The organism is Pseudomonas sp. GW821-FHT09C09, assembly GCF_059418105.1.
Map to the genome: position 1 here is coordinate 43,384 of NZ_JBWKPF010000007.1, position 25,093 is coordinate 68,476.

The following is a 25,093-nucleotide window of genomic DNA, read 5'->3' on the forward strand; positions in this document are numbered from 1 at the left end:
TCCTTGTGTGATCAGGCACTTTCACTGTTCTGGGCGACAAACAGCACCACTTGCCACGGACTGCTGGTCAGCCGGGTGGCCGGCGCGGCGATCACCAGCGGCAATTGCGCGTCGAACCAGTTGCCTTCGGCTGTCACCACAAACAGTCGGGTGTCGTCGCCGACGCTGTAGGCCACTTGCTCGCTGCGATTCATGGCCTGGTGCGTCAGGCCGCTCATGCGCTGGCGGCTGAGCAAGGCGATGTGCGGTGCCGAGGCGATGATCGCGCCGCGCAGCCACTCGCCGGCCGCCTGTTCGCTGGCACCGTTGGGCATGCGCAGGCCAATGACCAGCCGCTGGCTCGGCTGCTCGTCCGGCAACTGAATGGAAAAGCTGTGTTCACTGCGCTCGAATGCAATGCTGCGATAACCGGCGCGGATCAGCTCAAGCGTGGTTTCCAGCCAATCGAGCAGCGGCTCGTAACCACGCTGCAACTCGAAAAAATCCAGCGGCGCAAACGACGGCACCCCCGCCAGCGAATCCAGCGCCGACCACGCGCCGGCCAGCCCCAGCAGTTGCACATACAACGCCTGCGGGTGGGCGATGCGGCTGTTCAGCGAGCCTTCAACTTCCGGCAATCGCGTCCATAACGCGGTCAGTTGGCGGCGAATCTCCAGCGCATCGTCCTGATTGCCGGACTGTTGTGCCTGACGCAGACGCCCGCCGAGAAACAGGCATTTTTCCCGGGCCCGCGCGCAGAGCCCGGCAATCCGCCGACCCAGCGGCGACTCCGGCAACAGGACCGGCGTCGGCGGTGTATACGGCAACGGCAGGAAGCCGCCACCCTCCCTGCGGATTTTCAGCAGCGGCAGGCAGATCGAATCGGCCTTGTTGAGTTGCGTGCACAGACGCGGATTGGGTCGCCACACGGTAATCGATTCGGGGAATTCACCGCTGGTGAGATCCGGCAGGGCCTCGCCGACCACCGACTGTAAACGGCCCTTGAGCGGTAGCAATTGACCGGCTCGCCACAGCGGACTGATCGCCAGGTACACGGTGACAGTCGCATCGTCGGTTTCGTTGATCGACGGGCCGACATCCAGCTCCAGCAACGGCCCGACTCCAACCTGCAGATTGACCGGCAACCCGTCGGGCATCGTCCCTTGCAACGACAGCACGCGAACCACCCCGGCACTCATCGCCGAAGGGTCGAACTCCATGTGGCTGATCCCGAAGAACCACGGATTGCACGCCTGGGCCAGATGCGCGCCGAGCGCTTCGGCCCGCAGGCCCTGCAACTGAAAATGCTGTGGCAGCAATTGCATGCCTTCATGCCAGCAGACCGCGTCAGGTAGCAGACTCATACGACTCCCTTCGACTGCACCGCGAACCGGCGGCGGACGGTTTTTTTCAGTTTTCCTTGCTGACCAGGGTCATCTCGCGGCTGTCGAACTTGAGCCACGCATCGCTCTGATCGTCCAGCCGCAAGCGGTGCGCTCCGGGTGTGTTATAGCTGGCGAAGACTAAAAGTCCAGCCGCCCGCTTGCCCCCCAGCGGGAAGGGTTGGCGGTCGATGAATTGCCCCGGCACCAGTTCCAGTCCCCACACGCTCATCAGCTGACGATAGTCGCGCTGGTACTGCTCGCGCCCGGCGAACCACTGCTGGGCGCTGATGCCCGACAGTTGCTTGAGCAGGTCAGGGTCGTTGACCGCGATGAAATCCACGGCAATCGGTGTGTCGTCATTGGCCTTGGGTGCGACGTCGAGGGTCAGGCTGTCGAGATCGACTTTCGGCCCGAAGAACGAACAGCCCGCGAGCAGCGCAAAGCCGAATGTTAGAAAAAGTCGTGAAGACAAAATGAATTTTCCTTTTCGCGAGACAGTCCAAAAATGTTTTTCGCTTGCATTTTTATAGACCTGTTCTAGCGTCTTGGGTAGTTCGGTTCCTACAGCCGAATGTGGAAGGTTTGTCAAAGGAACGACAGGTCATCTGCCTCCCTTTCTAACCTGTGGTCCAGCAAGGGAAAGCGATGAACGGGCCTCCCCGATGCATTGCGCCCGCTCATCGCATCGGAGTCCGCCGACATGGCAGAAAGTACCCAGCACAAGCTCGACCGGGTTCGCCCGCCCCGAGTGCAAATCACCTATGACGTCGAAATCGGCAACGCCATCGAGAAAAAGGAATTGCCGCTGGTGGTCGGGATTCTTGCCGACCTCTCGGGCAAGCCGCTCGAACCACTGGCAAAACTGACCGAACGCCGTTTCACCGAAATCGACCGCGACAACTTCAACGACGTCCTCGCCTCCATCGCCCCTCGCGCCACGCTGCAAGTCAACAACACCCTCAGCGGCGACGACAGCAAGCTGAACATCGAACTCAACTTCAAACACATCGACGATTTCGACCCGGTCAAGGTGGTGGAGCAAGTCACCCCGCTGCGGCGCCTGTTCGAAGCCCGTCAGCGTCTGCGCGACCTGCTGACCAAACTCGACGGCAACGACGATCTCGACAAGCTGTTGCGCGATGTCATCGCCAACACCGAAGGCTTGCAAGAGATCAAATCGGCTCGCCCGGACACCGCTGTCCCGGCAGCTGATGCCGAGGCCCCGGCCGAACCGCAAGCCTGATCGTCCACCTGACCAAGGAAGAATTCGCCATGCCCGCCGCCGCCCAGAATCAAGCCAGCGAAAATGCTGCCGCCGAAACTTTATCCCTGCTTGACCGGATCATCGCCGAGGGCCGCATGGCCCATGACGACAGCCAGCAGGACTACGCCCGCGACATGCTCGCGGAATTCGCCACCCAGGTACTCGACGAAGGCATGGCCATCGACAAGGACACCGTGGCGATGATCAACGACCGCATCAGCAAGATCGATGAACTGATCAGTGCCCAGCTCAACGAGGTGCTGCATCACCCGGACCTGCAAAAACTCGAAGCGTCCTGGCGCGGCCTGCACATGCTGGTGCAGAACACCGAAACCAGCACCCGGTTGAAGCTGCGCCTGCTCAACGTGACGCAGAAAGAGCTGCAGAACGATCTGGAAAAAGCCGTCGAATTCGACCAGAGCGCCCTGTTCAAGAAGATCTACGAAGAGGAATACGGCACCTTCGGTGGCCACCCGTTCAGCCTTTTGGTCGGTGACTACACCTTCGGCCGTCACCCACAGGACATCGGTCTGCTGGAAAAATTGTCGAACGTCGCCGCCGCTGCGCACGCGCCATTCATTGCCGCCGCCAGCCCACGCCTGTTCGACATGAACAGCTTCACCGAACTGGCCGTGCCCCGTGACCTGTCGAAAGTCTTCGAGAGCCAGGAACTGATCAAGTGGCGCTCGTTCCGTGAGAGCGAAGACTCGCGCTATGTCTCGCTGGTGCTGCCGCACTTCCTGCTGCGTCTGCCATACGGCCCGGACACCTCGCCGGTGGAAGGTATCAATTACGTCGAAGACACCAACGGCACCGACCACAGCAAATACCTGTGGGGCAATGCCGCGTGGGCGCTGTCGCAACGCATCACCGAAGCCTTTGCCAAGTACGGCTGGTGCGCGGCGATCCGTGGCGCTGAAGGCGGCGGCGCGGTCGAAGGTCTGCCGGCGCACACCTTCCGCACCAGCTCCGGCGACCTGTCGCTGAAATGCCCGACCGAAGTGGCGATCACCGACCGTCGTGAGAAGGAACTCAACGACCTCGGTTTCATCGCCCTGTGCCACAAGAAGAACAGCGACATCGCGGTGTTCTTCGGTGGCCAGACCACCAACAAATCCAAGGTCTACAACACCAACGAGGCCAACGCCAACGCACGAATCTCGGCGATGCTGCCGTACGTGCTCGCGGCCTCGCGTTTCGCCCATTACCTGAAGGTGATCATGCGCGACAAGGTCGGCAGTTTCATGACCCGCGACAACGTGCAGACCTACCTCAACAACTGGATCGCCGACTACGTGCTGATCAACGACAACGCGCCGCAGGAAATCAAGGCGCAATACCCGTTGCGTGAAGCGCGGGTGGACGTCACCGAAGTCGCCGGCAAACCCGGTGCCTACCGCGCGACGGTATTCCTGCGACCGCACTTCCAGCTGGAAGAGCTGACCGCGTCGATCCGCCTGGTCGCCACCCTGCCGCCTCCGGTAGCAGCCTGACCTGCCTGCGCCCGCAGGATTTCCCTGCGGGCGCTCCCCCGTTTGTCTAGCGCGACAACCTTCAGGAGTTTCAAGCGATGGATGCAATCATTCTCGACCTCGGCGGCGACATCAAAGGCGACAGCCTGCTCGAGGGCTACAAGGACAAGATCGAAGTCATGTCCTACAGCCACAACGTGGCGATGCAGGTGACCAACGACGTCAGCAACTCGGAACGCACCTCCGGCCGGCCGCACATCGGTGAGTTTACCCTGACCAAATTCATCGACAGCTCCACCCCTTCGCTCAACGAGTATTGCTGCGCCGGCAAGCCGATCCCGGAAGCCAAGATCACCATCGGCCGCAACGCCGCCGAAGGCAGCGGGCAGATCATGCCGTTCATCATCTACACCCTGACCAACGTGGTGATCTCCAACGTCAGCGTCAGCGGCGGCACCGGGGGCAAACCGGTGGAAACCCTGTCCCTGAACTTCACCAAGATCAAATGGGAACTCACCGCGCAAAAAGACGACGGCACCAAGGAAGGCACCGCCGGCACGGTCTGGGACCTGGCGGCCAACAAGGCCAGCAAGTAACCGGACGCCCTCGCCATGGCTGGCACCGGCATACGCGCACCGCTGTTCGAACGCCTCGCTTGCAGCGAGGCCGACGAGCCGCCGGTGTTCGATCGGCAGGACTTGCTCGACTCGGTGCACGCCGAGCTCGGGCGCCTGTTCAACACCCGCCGTGGCCCGCGCGCACTGACGACACCTCCGAGCGTGATCGACTACGGCATCGCCGACTGGAGCGCGCTGCAACAACAGCGCAGCGATGACCGCCGTCGCCTGGCGCGGGACATTCGTGAGGCCATCAGCCATTTCGAACCGCGCTTGCTGCTGGGCGAGGTTCAGGTCAATTCCCTCCCCGAACAGCCACAGCGGTTGAGCATCCGCCTGCTCGGCGAATTGCGCAGCGGCTCGCTGCACTGGCCGGTGGCCTTTGTCATCGAGCCCGGCAACGAAGGGCTGGAGGTGCGCCATGAGCGACTCGATTGACCCGCAACTGCTCGACTATTACCAACGCGAACTGACCTGGTTGCGCCATGCCGGCAGCCAGTTTGCCGAACGCTACCCGAAAGTCGCGCGGCGATTGGAGCTGTCTCCCGGTGAGTGCCCCGACCCGCATGTCGAACGTTTGCTCGAAGGCTTCGCCCTGCTCGCGGCGCGTCTGCAACGGCGTCTGGATGACGACTACGCCGAGTTCAGCGATGCCTTGCTTGAGCAGCTTTATCCCTTGGCCGTGCGCCCGCTGCCGTCCTGCGCCATCGTGCAGTTCGAGCCGGACCCGAGCAAAGGCAAACTCGACGGCGGCTATCCCCTGCCCCGTGACACGCCGCTGTTCGTCACCACCAGCAAGGGCGAAAGTATTCACTTTCGTACCAGTGCCGCCGTGCGGCTGTGGCCCGTCGAAGTGACCGAAGCGCTGTTGCTCGGCAGTGACGAAGCCCAGGCGCTGACCGGTGTGGCGCAGTCCCGTTCAGCGTTGCGCCTGAGCCTGCGTTGCCTGGGCGAAAGCCAATGGTCCGAGCTGGAGATCGACAGTTTACGCATTCATCTGGCCGCATCACCGGTGATCAACGCCGGCCTCTATGACCTGCTCGGTGCCCATGCGGTGCAGGTGCTCGCAGGCTCGCCGGGGAGCATTCCGACGAAGGTGAAGGGACTGCCGCAGATCGTCGGGTTCTCCGACGACGAAGTGCTGCTGCCGGACGAGGACGGCGTGCACCCGGGCATGCGCCTGCTGGCGGAGTACTTTGCCTTCCCGGAGAAATTCCATTTCTTCGACCTGCCGCTCTCAGGCGTTTCCAGCGACAGCCAGACGCTCTACCTGTACATCGTTTTCGACCGTGCGCCGGCCGGACGCCTGCACCTGCAGGCCAGCGACATCGCCCTCGGCTGTGCTCCGGTGATCAATCTGTTCCCGCGCACCTCCGAGCCGCTACGCCCCGACGGCACCCGCAGCGAATACCGACTGGTCGCCGACAGCCATCGGGAAAACAGCGTCGAGATCCACAGCATCCGCGCGATGCGCTCCAGCTCCAGCACCGGCGTGCAGCGCCTGCCCGCCTATTACGGCAGCCAGCACAGCGGTGGTGATCAGCAGCGTTACTGGCATGCGCGGCGAGTCAGTGGCCAGTCGCCGAACCGGCTCGGCAGCGATCTTTTGGTCAGCGTGGTCGACACCCGTTTTGAACCACAAACCGACCTGCCCGACTACAGCCTAACGGCCGAACTGCTGTGCACCAATCGGCATCTGGCCCAGAGCCTGCCGGCCGGTACGCCGCTGGGATTCGAACGGCCGGGCCCGGTGGCGTGGGCGCGCCTGCGCAATCCGCCGAGCCCGCAGAGTCTGCCGCGACTGGACGGTGATTCGCGCTGGCGGCTGGTGTCGCAACTGACCCTCAATCATTTGTCACTGGTCGAAGGACCGCAGGCCATGGATGCGCTGAAGGAGATTCTGCATCTGCATAACCTGCGTGATGAAGCCAGCGCCCTGCGCCAGATCGATGGCTTGCTGAGCCTGGCTTGCGAACGGGTAATCGGCCACGTTGGCGCCGATGCCTGGCGTGGCTGGCGCAACGGACTTGAAGTGCAGTTGCAGCTCGATCCGCAGCATTTCGTCGGCAGCAGCGCGGTGCTGTTCTCGGCGGTGCTCGCGCAATTCTTTTCGGTGTACGCCACGGCCAATCGCTTTGTGCGCACGGTGCTCATGCAGGCTGACAAGGAGGTCAAGGCATGGCAACCCCAAGCCGGCATGCCCCTGTCGCTCTGACCCTGGGCCAGCGTCTGCGCCGCGATCCGCAGGCGTTCGAATGGTTGCAGGCGTTGCTGTTGCTGGAGCGCGAACAGCCGCAGGCCGACTCCCTCGGTTCAGGCACGTCGCCGCAGGCCGAAGCGCTGAAATTGCGCGGGCCGCTGACGCCCGTGTTCGCCGCCAGCCAAATCGAAAGTCTTGAAGAAAAGCCGGGTGAACCGCTGACCCTCAACTCGCCGATGTTCGGCCTCGGCGGCCCCGACGGCCCCCTGCCCTACGCCTATCAGGAATGGCTGCAACAACGGGCCCGGGCCAAGGATCACGCACCCGCCGAATTCCTCGACCTGTTCCAGCATCGGCTGCTGAGCCTGCTGTACAAGGTGATGCGCAAACACCGGATCGCCCTCGGGTTTACCACGCCCGGCGCTTCGCCGGTGCAGGCGCAATTGCGGGCGTTGACCGGGTTGTTGCCCAAGTCCCTGCAGGAGCGCCAGGCGATTCCCGACTGCGCCGTTCTGGCCTGCACCGCGCTGTACGCCGATGGCCGCCGGTCGTTGGCGGGGTTTGCAGCCATTGTCCGCGAGCAATTTTCCGTACCGGTGGAGCTGAACGCCTATGAAGGTGCATGGCGTGAGATTCCGGCCGCCAGCCGCAGCGTCATGAAGGCTGGCGGGCGCAATCTGCAACTGGGTCGCAGCGCCGTGGCCGGCACCCGGGTCTGGGATGAGCATGCCGGGATTCGTTTGACGCTCGGGCCATTGTCCTCGGCGCAAGCCGGAAGCTTTCTACCGGACGGCGAATCGCACCCGGCACTGGCGAGCCTGGCGGCGTTGTATTTCGGCCCGGATCTGGACGTGAAACTGGTGATGCTGGTGCGCGGTGCCGGGCCGCTGAAGCTCGGCCGCCAGGCCCCGGCGTTGTTGAGCTGGAACGGCGGTTTGCAGCGTCAGGCCAGCCTTGCAGTGCAACGGATCGAAACCCGTCTTCGTCAGCTGGAGATCACCTGAAATGGAACTGGCCAGCCTGATCGGACGCCTCAACCCGGACAACCGTCGCGCCCTCGAACGCGCCGCCCAGCGCTGTTTGCAGCGCGGGCATCACTTTGTCGAAATCGAGCATCTGTTGCTGGAATTGCTCGACATCGACGGTGGCGACTTTGCTTTTCTGCTGCCGCGTTTCGGGCTGGAACGGGATGCACTGACGACTGAAATCAACAAGGCGCTGGACCTGTTCAAGACCGGTAGCACCCGCACGCCGGCACTGTCTTCGCACACGCTGGGATTGCTGGAAGATGCGGTGGTGCAGGCCAGCGTGCTGGGCATCGACAGCATTCGTTCCGGGCTGCTTTTACTGGCGTTGATCGACCGTGACGAGCGCCGCAGCCTGCTGCTCAACAGCGCGTCGTCATTGCTGCGGATTCCCAAGGAAGCCCTGCGCGCGAACCTGCTGGAGTGGACGGAAAACTCCCGGGAGCATGTCGGCCCGCGCTCCGTGTCTTCTGGAAGTCCGGCGCCACGGCAGGACTCGGTGCTGGACCAATACACCCAGGACCTGACCGCCGACGCTCACGCCGGGCGCATCGATCCCATCGTTGGTCGCGACGGCGAGATTCGTCAGTGCATCGATATTCTTTTGCGGCGCCGACAAAACAACCCGATTCTGGTTGGCGCACCCGGCGTGGGCAAAACCGCCGTGGTCGAAGGCCTGGCGCTGCGCATCGCTGCCGGGGACGTGCCGCCCTCCTTGCAGGAAGTCAGCCTACGAGTGCTCGACCTGGGCCTGTTGCAGGCCGGCGCCGGGGTCAAAGGTGAATTCGAACAACGCTTGAAAGGCGTAATCGACGCCGTTCGCAACGCCGACAAACCAATCATCCTGTTCATCGACGAAGCTCACACACTGATCGGCGCTGGCGGTGCCGAGGGTGGCAGCGATGCGGCCAACCTGCTCAAGCCTGCGCTGGCCCGAGGCGAGTTGCGCACCCTCGCCGCCACGACCTGGATGGAATACAAAAAATACTTCGAGAAAGACCCGGCCCTCGCCCGCCGCTTCCAGCTTGTACAGGTCGAGGAGCCGGACGAAATCACTGCCGTGGAAATGCTCCGTGGCGTGGCCGCCAAACTCGAACAGCACCATGGCGTACAAGTACTGGATGCCGCAATCCATGAAGCGGTGAAGCTCTCGCACCGTTACATCTCTGGCCGTCAGTTGCCGGACAAGGCCATCAGCGTCCTCGACACCGCGTGCGCCCGGGTTGCCCTCGGCCAGCACGACGTGCCGCCACCGCTGGAAAGCCTGCGCCATCGCCAGCAAAGCCTGAAAGAAGAAGTCGAACGTCTGCGCCGCGAACAAGCCACGGGGCTGGATCATCGCGAACGCATCACCTTGTTGGAGGGCGAATCGAAGACCAATGTGCAGGCCATCCGCGAACTGGAAACACGTTGGAGTGAAGAGCGCGTGGCCGTGCGTGAACTACTCGAAACTCGCCGCGAATTGCTGGCGTTGAGCGAAAGCGCCGACAGCGACAAGCCCGACGAAGCCACCGACAGCCGCATCGATCATCTGGCCGCCGAACTGCTGCGCCTGGAGGCGGGACTGGATGCGATTCGCCAGGACGATCCACTGGTGCCCGAACAGGTCGACAGCAAAACCGTCGCCGCCGTGATCGCAGGCTGGACCGGCATCCCCGTCGGCAAAATGCTCGCCGACGAAGCCCATGCCGTGCGAACCCTAGGCACCCGCATGGGCCAGCGCGTCATGGGCCAGAGCATTGCGCTCAACACCATCGCCCAGCGTTTGCAGGCTTATCGCGCGGGGCTGACCGATCCGCAAAAACCGGTCGGCGTGTTCCTGCTGGTCGGCCCCACGGGCGTCGGCAAAACCGAAACCGCGTATGCACTGGCCGACGCGCTGTACGGCGGTGAACGCAACCTGATCAGCATCAACCTTTCCGAATATCAGGAAGCCCACACCGTCAGCCAGCTCAAAGGCGCCCCGCCGGGTTACGTCGGTTATGGCAGCGGTGGCGTGCTGACGGAAGCGGTACGACGCAAACCGTATTCGGTGGTGTTGCTGGATGAGATCGAGAAGGCGCATCCCGACGTGCTCGAAGCGTTCTACAACGTCTTCGACAAAGGCTTGATGGAGGACGGAACCGGGTTGGTGGTGGACTTCAAGAACACCGTGATGCTCGCCACCAGCAATGTCGGTGCCGAGTTGCTGCTCGATACACCAACTGCACAACTCGGCTCGGAAGCGTTCAACGAAGCGCTGCACAAAGTCCTCCTGCAAGCCTTCCGCCCGGCGTTTCTGGCGCGCATGACGGTGGTCGCGTATCGGCCGCTGGATGAGGCGACACTGGAAGGAATTGTGCTGGCGAAGCTGGAGAAATTGCGTGGCCGCTACAAGGCGGCGACCGGTAAGCAGTTCGAGTTTGATTCGGGAATTGTGAAAGCGGTACTCGCCAAGTGCAGCGCGGCCGGTGCGCGGGATGTCGAGAATGTGTTGATGACGCAAGTGACGGGGAAGTTGGCGGAGTGGGTGTTGGAGTAGTTGTGCGCAAGCACATTGCCGGAATCAGGGAGGCAGCATGAGCTACAAGGCCATTTGCGACAAAATCGAAGGACATGGCGAAGGCATCTACAGCTTCGGTCAGTCCAGCTTTCTTTTACTCGTCGCCGACAACCGGGACGGCATCTGCCGGGGTGTCAGCACCGCATGGCTCATCGCCAAGAAAAAAGGCAACGACTACCTCAAGGACATCGTCAAGCCTACGATGAGCACCGGACTGCTGCACGAACAGAAGACGGCGCGCCAGGCCTCTGACTTCCAGTCCGAGTATGTGGACATCAGCGGCGATACACCCGGCTCTCCGTCAGCCGCGACCCTGGGGGCCTTGAGAACCGGCGGGGTGGGATCGCTGGGCCAGACAAAAGCGGAGGCCTACCAGAGCTTCGCCACTGCCGGTAAAGCCATCGGCGAGTTCGTACTCACCTCTTCCTGCCGCTACTTCATTCTGTCTATCAAGGGCACGCTTGGCGGGCATTCCGTGGCCTTTTACCGACCTTGGGTATTGTTTGGCAAAAGCAGCAGCTGCGTATTTTTCGATCCCAACTTTGGCGAATTCAAGCTGGAGGGCGCCCAAGGCGTAGCCCTCTGCATGGATGCGGTCGCAACGGCTTACAACCAGGGCCTGTCAACAGGGTATCGGCTTTGGGGGTTCAGCTGACGTGAAGCGACGTCAGTAAAGATGTCTGACTTTTTGCACCCTCTTCCAGATCATTTGGCGAAGGACTCCCGATGACGACTTTTTCAACGCTATGCACTGCCGAGTTATCCAAGGCAGAACACGATCCGAACCACGTCGGCGGCGTTTGCAGAATCAATCGCAACGATAGCTATCTGGTGACCTTTCATAACAATGGCTACGACACACCCGCCTCCCCGCCCGTCATGGGCGAGACGGTGCTGCAACTCGACCCGGCCCCTCGCATTCCATCTGTCAGGGCCGTCGTGAAAAAAGAAGTGGCGCAAACCCATGAACATCCTGCCAAACGCGAGTACGGATACTGGGACACGATGGTCGGGATCGCGGAATCAGGACGCATGAGCTACGAACATGAAGCACTGATGCTGCATCGGGAACGCCTGGGCTATGGACTGGATGATTACGAAGGTGCGGTGCGCAGAGTCAAGGAGCAACAACTTGCCAGCATGAAGAGCAAGCGCGCGATTGCCGCACAGGATATGGAAAAAAAATACAACGCCGATGCGCACTCAAAAATGATATCGGCCATCGCAGAAGAACAGTACATCGCCCTGCAAAAGCGCTCACTGAACTACCCGTCCGAATACGGAGCGCCGCGAGAGGCCAACGATGCCGGCGGGCATGCGGAAGAAAACTTCATCCGCGCCTGGAGCGCACTGTGCGCGCAAATTCCGGAAAAAATCACCAATGTCGAACTGTATATAACGCGTATGCCGTGCCCCGACGCATCGTCAGGATTCTGGCTGGGCGCCAGCCTGTATAACGAGGGCTGCATGAGCAAGCTGGCAAAGTTGATCACGACCGCTGACGAAGCCATTCAATGGCAGATCACCTATACGCAGATGTTGAATGGCAGTGACCAGGCCTTCTCTCAATCATTGACCCGGCACTTTCCCGAGAGCAGGGTCAGCTTTTCCGTCAGGGGCTCATAGCAGGTGTCGATCCAGCGCTTTCATCATTCCCATACACGCCTCTAATGAAGGCTCGCGCCATGAGAATCGGAAGTTTCAATGTCGAAAAAAACGGTAAGTCCTCGACACTGGACAAACAGACGCAGGTCGATGTTTTCCTCTACAACTGTTGCTCCAGCAATTACTGGAACGCCGATATCGTTTTCCTGTGTGAAATACACTCCGCGCAGATCGACAACTACCGCCAGAACCTCGCGGCCATCTACCCCTCCTACAACGTGTACGCCTTCACGGGCGGATATTCGAACGCCTACATCGTCATGGTCAAAGGCTTCGAAGAACTGCAGGTCATCAGCCAGGGCAGCCTGTTTACCCTCAACAGGGATCTGATTGCAGTGGAAGCTCACGGAGTCAGGGGCTACACCGGGTATGTGTTCCTTGCGCACTTCAAGTCCGGCCAAAATGGCGTGACCAAGAGTCAGCTCAAGTCCTGCACGGCATTGGGGGGCAAATGGGTTGCCACCGGCGACCTCAATCTGGATTACCAGAATGTCGGTCAACTCGACACGGCCGGGCTGGCGTATGAATGCTGGGGCGGCCTGCAGACACAGGCCAAAGGCGGCATTCTCGACTGGGTGCTGGCCTCCGCCGATGTGACGGTCAAGACTGTCGACCTGACCGGCCTGGCCCATGTCTTCGATATGTCCGGCCCGGATCATCGACCGATTCTTTTCGACGTCACCGGTTGAATCCGGCCTTGCGCTGTCATTGAGGAAATCCGATGCCCCGCTCCACCGACAGCAACACCACGCTTTCTCTGACCGCCTCTTCGCTGTCGGCACTTTATCCTGAGTCATTGTCCGGCGAGGAAGCCCTGAACAGACCGGGCTTGCAAATCCTCAACGGCCTCAACGACGGCACCTCCCTCACCCTGACCACCGCCATCGCCACCCACGTCACCACTACCCTGCACAACGACGCCCAACTCCGCCCGTTCGATGCCTTGGTCGCTGAAATCCGCCAACTGCCAGCCGATGCCACCGCCGAACGCTATCAACTGGTTTTACGTCCGTGGCTCTGGTGGCTGACCCTCGCCAGCAACAACCGCGTATTCCAGAACCTCGCCACCTCGGACATCGTCACCACGATCTTCAAGGCTCACGGTTTCACCGATTTCAAACTCTCGCTGACGGGCAGCTACACGCCCCGCGAATACTGCGTGCAGTATGGGGAAACCGACTTTGCCTTCGTCTCTCGCCTGCTGGAAGAGGAAGGCATCTTCTGGTTTTTCATCCACGACGAGGGCAAGCACACGCTGGTACTCGGCGACAGCAATGACGCCTTCGTGCAGATCCCCAACGGCCCGAAGGTCAAGTATCTGGGCCAACAAATGGGCGAGCGCGAGTTGCATGGCATTCGCTCGGGCCAGGTGTGTCTGCAAGCGGTGGCCGGGGTGTACAAGGCAACGGATTACGAGTTCACCACGCCGACCACTTCACTCTATGCTCAAGCCGAAGCCGTGGCCGGGCCACGTTCGATCTATGAGCATCCAGGCGGCTACAACGCCAAGGCGCGGGGCGATGCACTGAGCAAACAACGAGTCGACGGCTTGCGCAGTGAAGAGAAACGTTTCATCGGCGAAAGCGATTGCCGCTGGTTGATCCCGGGCCATTGGTTCACCCTCGACGGCCACGAAGACGAAAGCCTGAACATCGATTGGGTCGTCACGCGGGTCACCCACGACGCCAGCCACGAAAGCTATCGCAACCGCTTCGAAGCCATCCCCAAGGCCACACCATTTCGTCCGCAACGCACAACGCCCAAGCCGCGCATGCATCCGCAGACCGCGATCGTGGTGGGCAAGTCCGGCGAGGAAATCTGGACCGACGAGTACGGCCGGATCAAGTTGCAGTTCCCCTGGGATCGCGACGGCAAGAACGACGAAACCAGTTCCTGCTGGGTGCGCGTGGTACTGCCTTGGAGCGGCAAGGGCTTCGGCATGCAGTTCGTGCCGCGCATTGGCCAGGAAGTCATCGTGACCTTTATCGACGGAGACCCGGATCGGCCGCTGGTCACCGGATGCGTCTACAACGGCGACAACGCCCTGCCCTATGCCTTGCCGGCGAACCAGACCCAGTCGGGGATCAAGACTCAATCGTCCAAGGGCGGCGGCGGTTTCAACGAGCTGCGTTTCGAGGACAAGAAGGATGCCGAAGAGGTGTTCCTGCAAGCGCAGAAAGACCTGAAGATCAACGTGCTCAACGACACCAGCGCCACCGTCGGCCACGACGAAACCCTCACGGTGCAAAACGCCCGCACCCGCACGGTCAAGGACGGCGACGAAACCGTCACGCTGGAAAAAGGCAAACGCAGCGTGACGATCCAGACCGGCAGCGACAGCCTCGATGTGAAGGACAGTCGCACGGTAAAAGTCGGCGCCGACCAGAACCACAGCACCGGCGGCAACTACACCGACAAGGTCACCGGCGACTACAGCCTGACGGTGGACGGCAACCTGACGATCAAGGTCAGCGGCACCCTCACGCTGCAAAGCGGCGGCAGTTTCACGATAAAAAGTGGCGCGGATCTCGCGACTTCTGCCAGCACCTCGATCACCCAGAAGGCCGGCACCGCCATGACCAACCAGGCCGGCACCTCGCTGGACAACAAGGCCGGGACGACGCTGACCAACGACGCCGGCATCAGCCTGACCAACAAGGGCGCGGCCTCGCAGACCGTAGACGGTGGCGGCATGCTGACCATCAAGGGCGGGCTGGTACAGGTCAACTGACAAGGAGTCGCCATGGCGATCACACCGCTGGATTTGCAGCAGGATGACAAACACCTCAAGGGACGATTGCAGGACGGCCAGCTCGACGGTCCGTTGAATATCAAGGATGACGGTCGCCAACAGGCAGACCTGAATTACACCCAGGGCCAATTGCAGGGCACGTCCCTGCTCTACCATCCCAACGGCAAGGTCTCGGCGCAGATGCCGTTCGTGCGCGACAAGCTGCAAGGCGTCGCCAGTTTCTACGCGCCCGAAGGCTGGTTGCAGCGCAAGGCCACCTACCGACGCGGGTTATTGCATGGCGAGGCGTTCAATTACTTTCCCGACGGGCAAGTGGCGGAGGCCGAGTTCTATCGCGATGGCGTGCGTGAGGGGCGTTATCAGCGCTTTCATCCCAACGGCAAACCGGCGGTGGATGCGCGTTATCTGAATGGGCAGTTGATGGAACCGGAGCAAGGGTTCGCCGAGGACGGGCGGCCGTTGGATGCCGATGGCAAGCCGATTTCCCGGGTGCGCTGGTGGTTTCGCAAGTGGACGGATCCGCAGCAGGCCTGACTCAGGGAATCAACATCTGCATCTGCCCAGGCATCACGATCTTGATCACCCCCGCCCAGTTGCACATCAACGTGCTGTTGGCATCGATCGCCGGCATCCCGCCCAGCAGCAGGGTCGGCGCGCCCCCGGGGATCCACGGCGTGGCGGTGGCGGGAATGCACGGCATCGGCGTCAGTACGCCCAATGCCGCAGCGGTGGCAGCGGCGACCATCGGATTGGCCATGCTCATGCACATACCGAACGTGGTGACGTTGACCAGCGGAATATGATCCATGATGTTCGCCGCCGGCATCCCGCCGGTCAGCGTGCGATTGACCGGCAGCACGTTGAGCACCGCCGGTGCGGCGCCGAAACTGCATTGCAGGGTGGCGCTGGCACAGACTTGCGGGCAGCCCATTTCAAAGCTCCTTTCCGAACAAGGCATTCGTGCTAAACCTTAGTCGCCAGCGGCCCGCCGTGCACATTCCCAAAGGTGATTATCGTCCAACACGCTAACCTATAAGACCGAACCGCGCTTGTGACGACCCGAGCGCGCCATTAGATTAGCCAATGATGTCTGGCCTCCAAAATAAGCAGAAGGGATAAGCATGGCGCTTACTGACCAGTCCACCCGTATCCGCTCTGGCGAAGAACTCGATGCCAGCCTGATCGATCCGTACCTCAAGGCGCACATTCCGGGCCTGAGCGGCACGCCGCAGATCAGCCAGTTTCCCGGCGGCGCGTCGAACCTGACCTACCTGCTGGAATACCCGGACCAGGAATTCGTCCTGCGCCGTCCGCCGTTCGGCCACAAGGCCAAGTCCGCCCACGACATGGGCCGCGAATTCCGTATCCTCAACCAGTTGCGTGACGGCTTCCCGTATTGCCCGAAAGCCTACGTGCACTGCACAGACGAATCGGTGATCGGCGCCGAGTTCTATGTGATGGAACGGGTCAAGGGGATCATCCTGCGCTCGGACCTGCCGCCGGAACTGGGCCTGGACGCAGCGAAAACCGAAGCCCTGTGCAAGAGCTTCATCGACCGTTTCGTCGAACTGCACCGGGTCGATTACAACGCCTGCGGCCTCGGCGATCTGGGCAAACCGGAAGGCTACGTCGCCCGCCAGATCAAAGGCTGGAGCGAGCGCTACGAAAAAGCCCTGACCCCGGACGCACCGCACTGGGAAAAGGTCAAAGCCTGGCTCAACGACAAGATGCCGGCCGACCACCCGACCTCCAGCATCGTGCACAACGACTACCGCTTCGACAACGTCATCCTCGACCCGAACAACCCGATGCAGATCATCGGCGTGCTCGACTGGGAACTGACCACCCTCGGCGATCCATTGATGGACCTGGGCAACACCCTCGCCTACTGGATCCAGGCCGACGACCCGGCCCCGGTGCAACTGATGCGCCGCCAGCCGAGCCACGCCCCGGGCATGCTGACCCGCCGCGAATTCGTCGACTACTACGCCGAGCGCTCGGGCATCCAGATCGACAATTTCGACTTCTACTACACCTACGGCCTGTTCCGCCTGGCCGGCATCGTGCAGCAGATCTACTACCGCTTCTTCCATGGCCAGACCCAGGACAAACGCTTCGCGCAGTTCATTCACATGAACAAACTGCTGGAGCAGATGAGCCTGCAGGTCATTGCCAAATCCAGCCTCTGATGACGGCGTTATAACAAGGCTCACTACAAGGGAATCCCATGTCCAAGACTCAGTTGTTCGACCTCGACGGCAAGATCGCTTTCGTCTCCGGCGCCAGCCGTGGCATCGGTGAAGCCATCGCCAAACTGCTGGCCCAGCAAGGTGCCCATGTGATCGTTTCGAGCCGCAAACTCGAAGGCTGCCAGCACGTGGCCGACGCCATCATCGCCGCCGGCGGCAAGGCCACAGCGGTCGCCTGCCACATCGGCGAAATGGAACAGATCAGTCAGGTCTTCGCCGGGATCAAGGAACAGTTCGGCCGTCTGGACATCCTGGTCAACAACGCCGCGACCAACCCGCAGTTCTGCAACGTGCTGGACACCGACCTCGGCGCTTTCCAGAAAACCGTCGACGTGAACATCCGCGGCTACTTCTTCATGTCGGTGGAAGCCGGCAAACTGATGCGCGAAAACGGTGGCGGCAGCATCATCAACGTGGCGTCGATCAACGGCATCTCGCCGGGGATCTTCCAGGGCATCTACTCGGTGACCAAGGCCGCCGTGATCAACATGACCAAAGTCTTCGCCAAGGAATGCGCGCAATTCGGCATCCGCTGCAACGCCCTGCTGCCGGGCCTGACCGACACCAAATTCGCCTCGGCCCTGGTGAAAAACGACGCGATCCTGAAGCAAGCCCTGACGCAGATCCCGCTCAAACGCGTAGCCGACCCGAGCGAAATGGCCGGTGCCGTGCTGTACCTGGCGAGCGATGCCTCGAGCTACACCACCGGCGTATCGCTGAACGTGGACGGCGGTTTCCTGTCCTGATCCGCTTCTGATGCAAACGAAAAGGCAGCCCAAGGGCTGCCTTTTTCATGCCTCCAGAACCTTCGGCAACTGCCAGCCGAAATGCACCGACAACAACCGCAACAACAGACACGCCGCCCCCGCCAGCAAAGCAGCCGCCACCGGCGAAACGCCCAGCCTGCGCCCGACGATCAACACCGCCGCGCCGACAAACGCCGAACTCGCATACAAATCCGCCTGCAACACCACCGGCACCCGCGCCAGCACAATGTCCCGCAGCACCCCGCCACCGACGCCGGTAATCGTCCCCATCAGCATGGACACAAACGGCGAGATCCCGAAATTCAAGGCCTTCTGCGCCCCGGCCACGGCAAACAGCGCCAACCCCGCCGCGTCCAGCACGATCAGGGTCGAACCGGACCAGCCCAGCACCTGCTCATGAAAAACAAACGCCGCCCCGCCCATGGCAAAGGCCAGCGCCGGATAGCGCCAGTCAGCCACAGCCTTGGGCGGCGTAGCGCCGATCAACAGATCACGCGTCACCCCGCCGCCGAGCGCGACGATGAAGGCAATCACCATCACGCCCAACAGATCGAGTTGAGCGTGCATCGCGGCAATGGCGCCTTCAACGGCAAACACGGCGGTACCGACCAGATCGGCCACCAGCACAATCCACTCGACCCGCGCCTTCGTCGGCGCGTGCGTTATTGAGTGACGCAACGCGTCTTGGTGATGTGTCGGGTTACCTGCCCGTCGGCATACATGTCACCGGCGACCTCGGTATTTTCCATCACCTGACAGGTGCGTTCAGGTGGCGGAGGCGGCGCTGCCGGCGGAGGGGGTGGAGGACTGGCACAGCCACTGAGCACCACCAGACCGAAAGCCGACAACAACGAAAAACACACGCGTTTCCCAGGATTGTTCATAGGATGACCCGCGATAAATGGAAGAAAAACTCCCGTCGCCGAGCGTGCAAATACCCGGTTATGGAAACCGAACCACTCATTCCTTATAGACCAGTGGGGGGTGAGTGCCAGTGGAATGGGGAGAACAGGTGATATTTGCTGTCGATTTTCGGGATGAGCAAATATCGACTAAATGCGTCGACTGATAGGCCGCCATCGCTGGCAAGCCAGCTCCCACATGGTTCACGTACAGCCGAAGGTAATTGGCCGGCTATCAGGCCGCCATCGCGAGCAGGCTCGCTCCCACAGAAGAGCAAGCGGCGAAGCCGCCCCACTCAACACGATGAGCGTTAGCTCGAGTACCGCTTTTGATCGCAGGGCCCGTCGGCAGGCTGAGTGGAGGGATTGATCCGGGGGTGGGAGCGCAGCGACCGTTTGGCGAAGCCAAACACATCGAGAGGAGGTGCAGCGAAGCAAACCGTAGGCGATGCCCCCCGGATCAATCCCGGAGCGAAGGAACCCGAGCCACAGCGAGGGCCGTACGTCAGGGCACAGACCTTTGGTTACTTTGGGGCGTTTGCCAAAGTGACTCGCTGTAAGAGCGAAACCGCCAGCGGCAGCACCCGAAGCAACGGATATTCACCCCAAAAAACCATGAACCTGGTCGGCCCGGAGGCCGCCAAGTTCACCCCGGCGACCGCAAAGAATTGCTCTCAAGCTCATACCGCAATTCATCAATCAAGGCATCCACCGCTTCCGGCGTACGCAAGGCACCAAGACTCAACCCACTGATCACCAGATCCACCCGCCCCGAAACCGGCTCATACAACTTCACAGTAAGCGAGTGATCCCCATCCACCACACACTCACAAGCCAACGGCGAAAAACTGCGCTCAAGCTGCGCCCGCAACTGCGCCAGATAAATCATCGCGCCAGCTCCACACAACGAGACTCGACAACAAACAACACATTCATAGGGGCTGATCCATTAGCAGGTTCAATAGGGACGCGATCACGGAGAAAAAACCGCACCGCACCTCACCAGACTAAGAACACCCCGCCCGATCAAACACCCGAATTTGCACCCCATGAACTAGTGCATTTGCACCTTACCGCTGCCCCCGGCTGCTGCCCGAAAACAACCCACGCTCACGAGCCCAGACAATCGCTTCGCTGCGACTGTGCACATCCAGCTTGGAATACACCGTCGCCACATGATTGCGCACCGTGTTCGGCGCCAGCTTCAACCGCGCAGCAATCTCCTTGTCCGCCAATCCCTCACAGATCAGCCCCAGCACATCACGCTCACGGGCGGTGAGATCGGTAAACGAAACGCTGGGCAGTTGCGGCGAATTGACCTTCTTCACATTGGCCAGTTTTTCAATCAGCGTACGGCTGAACCACGACGCATCCTTCATCACCTCTTCAATCGCCGCCACCAGCTCAAGCTCGGTGCGCTTGCGCTCGGTGATGTCCATCAGCACCAGCAGATAGCAAACGGTGTCCTGGATGTTGACGGTGTCGGCGGACACCGCGCACTCCAGCAGCTCGGCGTCTTTCTTGCGGATCCGCATGTCGACGCGGTCAACCCGGCCGGTCTTCTCCAGCGCCGCCAGCAACCGGGCGCGTTCCGCCGGTTCATCGATGAAGTCCAGTTGCGCGACGGTCTTGCCGAGCACGTCGTCGCTCTCGTAAGCCAGCGTATCGAGAAAGGCCTGATTGACGTCGATCAGCCGCTGCTCGTCGGCGCTGCAGATCAGGATCGGCACCGGCGTCAGGCGAAAGGCCTTGGCGAAGCGCTCTTCACTTTGGCGCAGGGCGACTTCAGCCTTGTGCCGCAGCTCCATGTCGACGAACGAAAACAGCATGCAGTCCTCGTCGTTGAGCACCAGCGGCTGGCCGGCGACGATCACCTGCTTGCTGCCACCGTCCGGCAGACGCAACTCAGCCTGCATCTGCGGAATGGTCGCGACATCCCGCAGGCGCTGGATGGCGAGTTCCTTGCGTTCGGCCTGTTCGAGAATGTCGAGCTCATAGGTCGAGGCGCCGATCACTTGATCCCGGGTATAGCCAGTCATCTCCAGGAACCCCGGATTGACCTTGATGTAACGCAGATCACTGAGGCGGCAGATCACCGCCGGTGCCGGGTTGGCGTTGAAGGTTTTTTCGAAGCGCTGCTCGGCGTTGGCCCAATCGGTGACGTCGCTCATGATCAGCACCAGCGATTCGGTCTCGCCGTCACGATCGGTCAGCACCATGCTGCGCACGCTGTGCACCCAGGTGCGCTCTTCATCACTGCGCGGGGTGACTTCCACCAACACATCGCTGAAGGTTTCCCCCGCCGCCACGCGACTGATCGGGTACTGCTCCGGTGTCAGCGTGTGGTTGTTGCGATAGCGCAAATTGAAGCGCTCGGCATACTCCCCGGCATTGTTGCCCAACTCGCCGATGCGACTGACGCCATGCATCGCCAGCGCGGCTTCGTTGGCCCAGAGAATGGTCTGGTCGAGTTCCAGCAGAATCACCCCGTCGGACAGACCGGCGATGATCTGTTGCAACTGACGGCGATTGGTTTCGGTGGTCAGGACGTCCCGGCTCATTGGCTCTCCACAAGTACGCGCATGTGAAGAGTACGACCGCAGGCCGTTGTGATCGTGCCGGGCAATTTTGCCCTTGGTCAGCGCGCTGTGTGATCCACCAGTTCCCGCAGCGTATCGAGAAACAGCTTGAGCACCGGTGAGGCATCGTCCGCCCGATACGTCGCGTACAGCGGCACTTGCGGCAGCGCCGGGGTCAGGCGCCGGAACACCAGCCCGGCGGGAGCCAGTTGCTCGATGGAGGCCGGCAACAGCGCCACGCCGAACCCGGCGCGTACCAGACTGAGCAAGGTCTGCACCTCGATCACCTGCTGGCGGATCTGCGGGGTGAACCCGGCCTGAATGCAGCACTGATAGAGAAAATTGGCGAAGCGCGACTGCTTCAATTCCAGCGCCACAAACGGTTCCTGCGCAAGGTCGGCGGGCGCCAGTACCTCGCGACGAGCCAACGGATGATCCGCCGGCATCACCACATGGATCGGCTCATGGATCAGCAATTCATTACGCAATTGCGGGTCGTCATAACCGACGCGGAACACGCAGGCGTCGATGCGTTTCTCCTTCAGCGCCTTGACCTGGGCCGCCGGGGTCATCTCATGCAAGCGCCAGGTCACCTGCGGGTAGCGCTCGCGAAACAGGTGCAGCGCCTTGGGCAGCACGCCGACCATCACCGAACTGATCATGCCGATTTCCAGCTCGCCCAGTTGCCCGCGCCCGGTCTGGCGAGTCAGGTCCAGCGCCCGTTCGAGTTGTTCGAACACCAGCGGCGCCTGCTCCTTGAGCATCTGCCCCGCCGCTGTCAGCTCGACCCGGTGATGGCTGCGCTCGAACAGCGGCGTGCCGAGTTCTTCCTCCAGCAAGCGGATCTGCTGGCTTAGCGGCGGCTGGCAGATGTGCAAGCGTTCGGCGGCGCGGCCGAAGTGCAGCTCATCGGCCAGGGCCATGAAGTACCGCAGCAAACGCAGGTCCATGGCGGCTTACCCCAGTTTCAGTGGCGTGGAACGCTGACGCACCCCGGTCAGGCTGAACAGCGCATTGGCAATCGCCGGGACCACCGACGGGCTGCCCAGCTCTCCGACGCCGCCCGGTTTGTCCGGCTGGCCATCGAGCACGAGGATGTCCACCGGCGGCATGTCGGACATGCGCGTGACGCGATAGTCGTGGAAATTGCTCTGCACCACCCTGCCCTGCTGAATGTCGAGGCGGTCGAACAGCGCATGGCCGAGGCCCCACATCAGCCCGCCGTATATCTGCTCTTCGACCCCGCCGGGCGACACCGCCAGACCGCAATCGACCACACAGGTCAGCTTCTCTACCCGCGCCTTGCCGTCTACCTTCGCAACCCGCGCCACCACGGCGATGAAACTGGTGTAGCCCTGATTGGTGGCGATCCCCAGCGCCGTGTCCGGCGGCAGCTTCTGGCCCCAACCGGCGCGTTCGGCTGCCTGTTTCAACACCGCGACGTGCCTTGGCCGCTCCTGCATGTTGGCCAGTCGGAACGCCAGCGGATCTTCACCGGCGGCATGGGCCAGTTCATCCATGAAGCTTTCCACGGCAAACACGTTGGGAATGAAACTTACGGAGCGATACCAGCCGCTGGGCACATGGCTTTCGTGCCTGACCCAGTTCAGTTCCAGGTGCGGCGGACGGTAGGCGAAATCCCACGCGGTAATCGCTTCAGTGGTGCTGTAATCCATGTGATCCGGGCGCTCGAAATAGCCCGGCTCCCACTGCTCCGGCGAGGCCGGCGACACTGCATGCAGTTGCAGCGCGGTGAGTTTGCCCTGGGCATCCAGCGCACCTTTTGCCCGGTGCAAGGTCGCCGGGTGATTGAACAGCGCGTGCATTTCGTCTTCGCGGCTGTTGAGCAACTTCACCGGCACGCCGGTCTGCTGCGCCAGATACGCCACTTCGAACAGCCAGTATTTGGCTTCCCGCGCACCGAAACTGCCGCCGGACACCAGCTCATGGATGGTGACCTTGTCCTTGCCGATGCCGCACACGGTCTGCGCCGCTTCCAGTGCCGACGACGGCACCTGAACGCCGCCCCAATAAGTGATCGCCTTGTCCTTGACCTGTGCGGTGATGCAGATAGGCTCCAGCGGGTTTTGCACCTTGTAGGGCATGGTGTAATCGGCTTCGAGCAGCTTCGCCGCGCCCGGCCATTGTCCGGCGACATCGCCCTGGACCATGGCTTTGACGGTTTGCGTTGCCGGATCGCTGATCGCTGCGACCTGTGCCTTGGGCAGCTCGGCACTGTCGAAACTGGCCAGCGGAGAGTCGCTCCATTTGATCTCCAGCAGTTTGCGTCCTTGCTGCGCCGCCCAGAACGTTTCCGCCAGGACCGCGACACCTTCGAGGTTGCCACCCAGCACGTCCGGGCGGCCCGGAATCGCAATCACCTTGCGTACACCCGGCACCTGCAACGCGGCCGCCGAATCCACCGCGACAACCTTGGCGCCCACTACCGGCGCACGCTGGATCACCGCCACCAGCATCCCCGGCAACTGCACGTCGATGCTGTATTTGAAACGCCCGCACACTTTGGCCGCCGCATCGCGTTTGTGACGCAATTTGCCGATGTATTTGAACTGCGCCGGATCCTTCAGCGTGACATTGGCCGGCGCCGGCAGATGCGCCGCCGCGCCGGCCAGTTCGCCATAGCCGAGGCTGCGTTTGCTCGAGGCATGCACGACCCGGCCTTCTTCGGTGGAACAGCTGTCGGGGCTGACTTTCCACTGCTGCGCCGCCGCACTGATCAGCAGCGCCCGGGCCGTGGCGCCGGCCATGCGCAGGCGATCGTATTCCAGCGACACACTGGTGCTGCCGCCGGTGGAGAAAACCTTCCAGACCGGATGAATGTAGGTTTCGAAAAACGGATCTTCCGGGGTGATGACCTGCACGGTCATCGGGTTCACGTCCAGTTCCTCGGCCACGCACGCGGCCAGCGCGGTCTGGGTTCCGGTGCCGGAATCGTGCTTGTGCACCACCAGTTTCACCGTGCCGTCAGGCAGCACGCGCACCCAGGCGTTGGGTTCGAATTCAGTGGCCGTGGTTTTCGATTCAGTTGCTGTACCGTTTGGCAGATACAGCGCAATCGCCAGGCCGGACGCCACCGTCACCGTCTGCTTTAGAAACACCCGGCGCGACAGTTCGAAACCGGCATTTTCGACGAGGCTCATCACGCCTCCTTCGGCGCGTTCGCCGCACGTTTGATCGCCTTGTTGATGCGCCCGTAAGTGCCGCAGCGGCAGATATTCCCGGACATGGCGTTGCGGATCGAGTCGTCGTTGACCGGGGCGCCGGTGTTGAGCAGCGCGGCGGCGGACATGATCTGCCCGGATTGACAGTAGCCGCATTGCGGCACATCTTCGGCGACCCAGGCCAGTTGCAGCGGATGGCTTTCGTTGGGCGACAGGCCCTCGATGGTGGTGATGCTGTGGCCCGCGACGGCGGCCAGCGGCAACTGGCAGGAACGCACCGCGACGCCGTTCAGGTGCACGGTGCAGGCACCGCAAAGGCCCATGCCGCAGCCGAACTTGGTGCCGGTGAGTTTCAACTGATCACGCAACACCCATAACAAGGGCATGGAGGGGGACGCTTCATCCAGCTCGCGTCGTTCGCCGTTAACCGTGAATGCAATCATTGTCAGGCTCCAAAAGAGCGGCCCGTCTTTGTGCGGGCCTGGTCACCGATTATTGGAACCCCGGGCAACA

At 61.7% G+C, this 25,093-nt stretch carries 23 protein-coding genes; 14 read left to right on the top strand and 9 right to left on the bottom strand.

From position 1 onward, the window contains the following. Positions 1-11 precede the first annotated feature (11 nt). Positions 12-1,343, bottom strand: coding sequence for a type VI secretion system baseplate subunit TssK (gene tssK, locus AC07NR_RS21390; RefSeq protein ID WP_423203743.1), 1,332 nt, complete (start codon positions 1,341-1,343; stop codon positions 12-14). 46 nt (positions 1,344-1,389) lie between these two features. Continuing rightward, a complete protein-coding gene (locus tag AC07NR_RS21395; RefSeq protein ID WP_134826533.1) occupies positions 1,390-1,836 on the bottom strand; it encodes a type VI secretion protein in 447 nt (148 codons plus the stop codon). A 228-nt stretch (positions 1,837-2,064) separates the two neighbouring features. Between AC07NR_RS21395 and tssB the strand changes: the two genes are divergently transcribed. The 12 genes from tssB to AC07NR_RS21455 all read left to right on the top strand — a co-directional run bounded on the left by tssB (position 2,065) and on the right by AC07NR_RS21455 (position 15,435). Further along, positions 2,065-2,607 (top strand): type VI secretion system contractile sheath small subunit, encoded by a 543-nt coding sequence (tssB, locus tag AC07NR_RS21400; protein ID WP_007958861.1) that lies wholly within the window; start codon positions 2,065-2,067, stop codon positions 2,605-2,607. A gap of 29 nt (positions 2,608-2,636) precedes the next feature. Then, entirely contained in the window at positions 2,637-4,121 is a 1,485-nt protein-coding gene (gene tssC, locus AC07NR_RS21405; protein WP_085711487.1) for a type VI secretion system contractile sheath large subunit, read from the top strand. Between the two features lie 77 nt (positions 4,122-4,198). Further along, the gene (locus AC07NR_RS21410; RefSeq protein ID WP_025111453.1) at positions 4,199-4,696 is read left to right on the top strand and encodes an Hcp family type VI secretion system effector; all 498 of its coding nucleotides are present in this window, start codon (positions 4,199-4,201) and stop codon (positions 4,694-4,696) included. 15 nt (positions 4,697-4,711) lie between these two features. Continuing rightward, positions 4,712-5,155: a type VI secretion system baseplate subunit TssE gene (gene tssE / locus AC07NR_RS21415; protein WP_495079408.1), complete on the top strand. Its 444-nt coding sequence runs from the start codon at positions 4,712-4,714 to the stop codon at positions 5,153-5,155. Next, on the top strand, positions 5,139-6,932 hold the full coding sequence (tssF, locus tag AC07NR_RS21420; protein WP_495079409.1) for a type VI secretion system baseplate subunit TssF: 1,794 nt from the start codon (positions 5,139-5,141) through the stop codon (positions 6,930-6,932). The genes tssE and tssF overlap by 17 nt, the downstream gene beginning before the upstream one ends. After that, a complete protein-coding gene (gene tssG / locus AC07NR_RS21425) occupies positions 6,896-7,921 on the top strand; it encodes a type VI secretion system baseplate subunit TssG (protein WP_495079410.1) in 1,026 nt (341 codons plus the stop codon). Before tssF ends, tssG begins: the two co-directional genes overlap by 37 nt. Before the next feature lies 1 nt (position 7,922). Next, positions 7,923-10,463 carry a type VI secretion system ATPase TssH gene (tssH, locus tag AC07NR_RS21430; RefSeq protein WP_423203746.1) on the top strand — a complete coding sequence of 847 codons (2,541 nt, stop codon included), beginning with the start codon at positions 7,923-7,925 and terminating at the stop codon, positions 10,461-10,463. Positions 10,464-10,500: 37 nt separating this feature from the next. After that, positions 10,501-11,139, top strand: coding sequence for a YopT-type cysteine protease domain-containing protein (locus AC07NR_RS21435; protein ID WP_423203747.1), 639 nt, complete (start codon positions 10,501-10,503; stop codon positions 11,137-11,139). Between the two features lie 71 nt (positions 11,140-11,210). After that, complete coding sequence (locus AC07NR_RS21440; protein WP_423203748.1) at positions 11,211-12,110, top strand: hypothetical protein; 900 nt, start codon at positions 11,211-11,213, stop codon at positions 12,108-12,110. 59 nt (positions 12,111-12,169) lie between these two features. Next, on the top strand, positions 12,170-12,838 hold the full coding sequence (locus AC07NR_RS21445) for an endonuclease/exonuclease/phosphatase family protein (RefSeq protein WP_423203749.1): 669 nt from the start codon (positions 12,170-12,172) through the stop codon (positions 12,836-12,838). A 32-nt stretch (positions 12,839-12,870) separates the two neighbouring features. Beyond that, positions 12,871-14,880 carry a type VI secretion system Vgr family protein gene (locus tag AC07NR_RS21450; RefSeq protein ID WP_423203750.1) on the top strand — a complete coding sequence of 670 codons (2,010 nt, stop codon included), beginning with the start codon at positions 12,871-12,873 and terminating at the stop codon, positions 14,878-14,880. 12 nt (positions 14,881-14,892) lie between these two features. Then, positions 14,893-15,435 carry a toxin-antitoxin system YwqK family antitoxin gene (locus AC07NR_RS21455; RefSeq protein WP_248740822.1) on the top strand — a complete coding sequence of 181 codons (543 nt, stop codon included), beginning with the start codon at positions 14,893-14,895 and terminating at the stop codon, positions 15,433-15,435. Between the two features lies 1 nt (position 15,436). On the opposite strand, the gene AC07NR_RS21460 is transcribed toward AC07NR_RS21455, so the two are convergent. Next, positions 15,437-15,832, bottom strand: a complete 396-nt coding sequence (locus AC07NR_RS21460; RefSeq protein ID WP_007958887.1) for a DUF4280 domain-containing protein — start codon at positions 15,830-15,832, stop codon at positions 15,437-15,439. Positions 15,833-16,022: 190 nt separating this feature from the next. On the opposite strand from AC07NR_RS21460, the gene AC07NR_RS21465 reads away from it, so the two are divergent. Both AC07NR_RS21465 and AC07NR_RS21470 read left to right on the top strand, forming a co-directional pair. Continuing rightward, complete coding sequence (locus tag AC07NR_RS21465; protein WP_248740821.1) at positions 16,023-17,090, top strand: phosphotransferase family protein; 1,068 nt, start codon at positions 16,023-16,025, stop codon at positions 17,088-17,090. Between the two features lie 38 nt (positions 17,091-17,128). After that, on the top strand, positions 17,129-17,896 hold the full coding sequence (locus tag AC07NR_RS21470) for an SDR family oxidoreductase (RefSeq protein ID WP_085687598.1): 768 nt from the start codon (positions 17,129-17,131) through the stop codon (positions 17,894-17,896). A 45-nt stretch (positions 17,897-17,941) separates the two neighbouring features. Here AC07NR_RS21470 and AC07NR_RS21475 read toward each other — a convergent pair whose 3' ends face one another. From AC07NR_RS21475 to AC07NR_RS21500, 6 genes are all read right to left on the bottom strand, one after another. After that, positions 17,942-18,538, bottom strand: coding sequence for a trimeric intracellular cation channel family protein (locus AC07NR_RS21475; protein WP_423203751.1), 597 nt, complete (start codon positions 18,536-18,538; stop codon positions 17,942-17,944). A gap of 927 nt (positions 18,539-19,465) precedes the next feature. Beyond that, entirely contained in the window at positions 19,466-19,708 is a 243-nt protein-coding gene (locus AC07NR_RS21480) for a DUF1652 domain-containing protein (RefSeq protein WP_085711500.1), read from the bottom strand. Between the two features lie 181 nt (positions 19,709-19,889). Beyond that, positions 19,890-21,380 (bottom strand): helix-turn-helix transcriptional regulator, encoded by a 1,491-nt coding sequence (locus tag AC07NR_RS21485; protein ID WP_495079411.1) that lies wholly within the window; start codon positions 21,378-21,380, stop codon positions 19,890-19,892. Between the two features lie 77 nt (positions 21,381-21,457). Next, a complete protein-coding gene (locus AC07NR_RS21490; RefSeq protein ID WP_495079412.1) occupies positions 21,458-22,348 on the bottom strand; it encodes a LysR family transcriptional regulator in 891 nt (296 codons plus the stop codon). Between the two features lie 6 nt (positions 22,349-22,354). Beyond that, positions 22,355-24,559, bottom strand: a complete 2,205-nt coding sequence (locus AC07NR_RS21495) for a xanthine dehydrogenase family protein molybdopterin-binding subunit (protein ID WP_495079413.1) — start codon at positions 24,557-24,559, stop codon at positions 22,355-22,357. Continuing rightward, positions 24,559-25,023, bottom strand: coding sequence for a (2Fe-2S)-binding protein (locus AC07NR_RS21500; protein ID WP_085711504.1), 465 nt, complete (start codon positions 25,021-25,023; stop codon positions 24,559-24,561). Before AC07NR_RS21500 ends, AC07NR_RS21495 begins: the two co-directional genes overlap by 1 nt. Between the last annotated feature and the right edge of the window lie 70 nt (positions 25,024-25,093).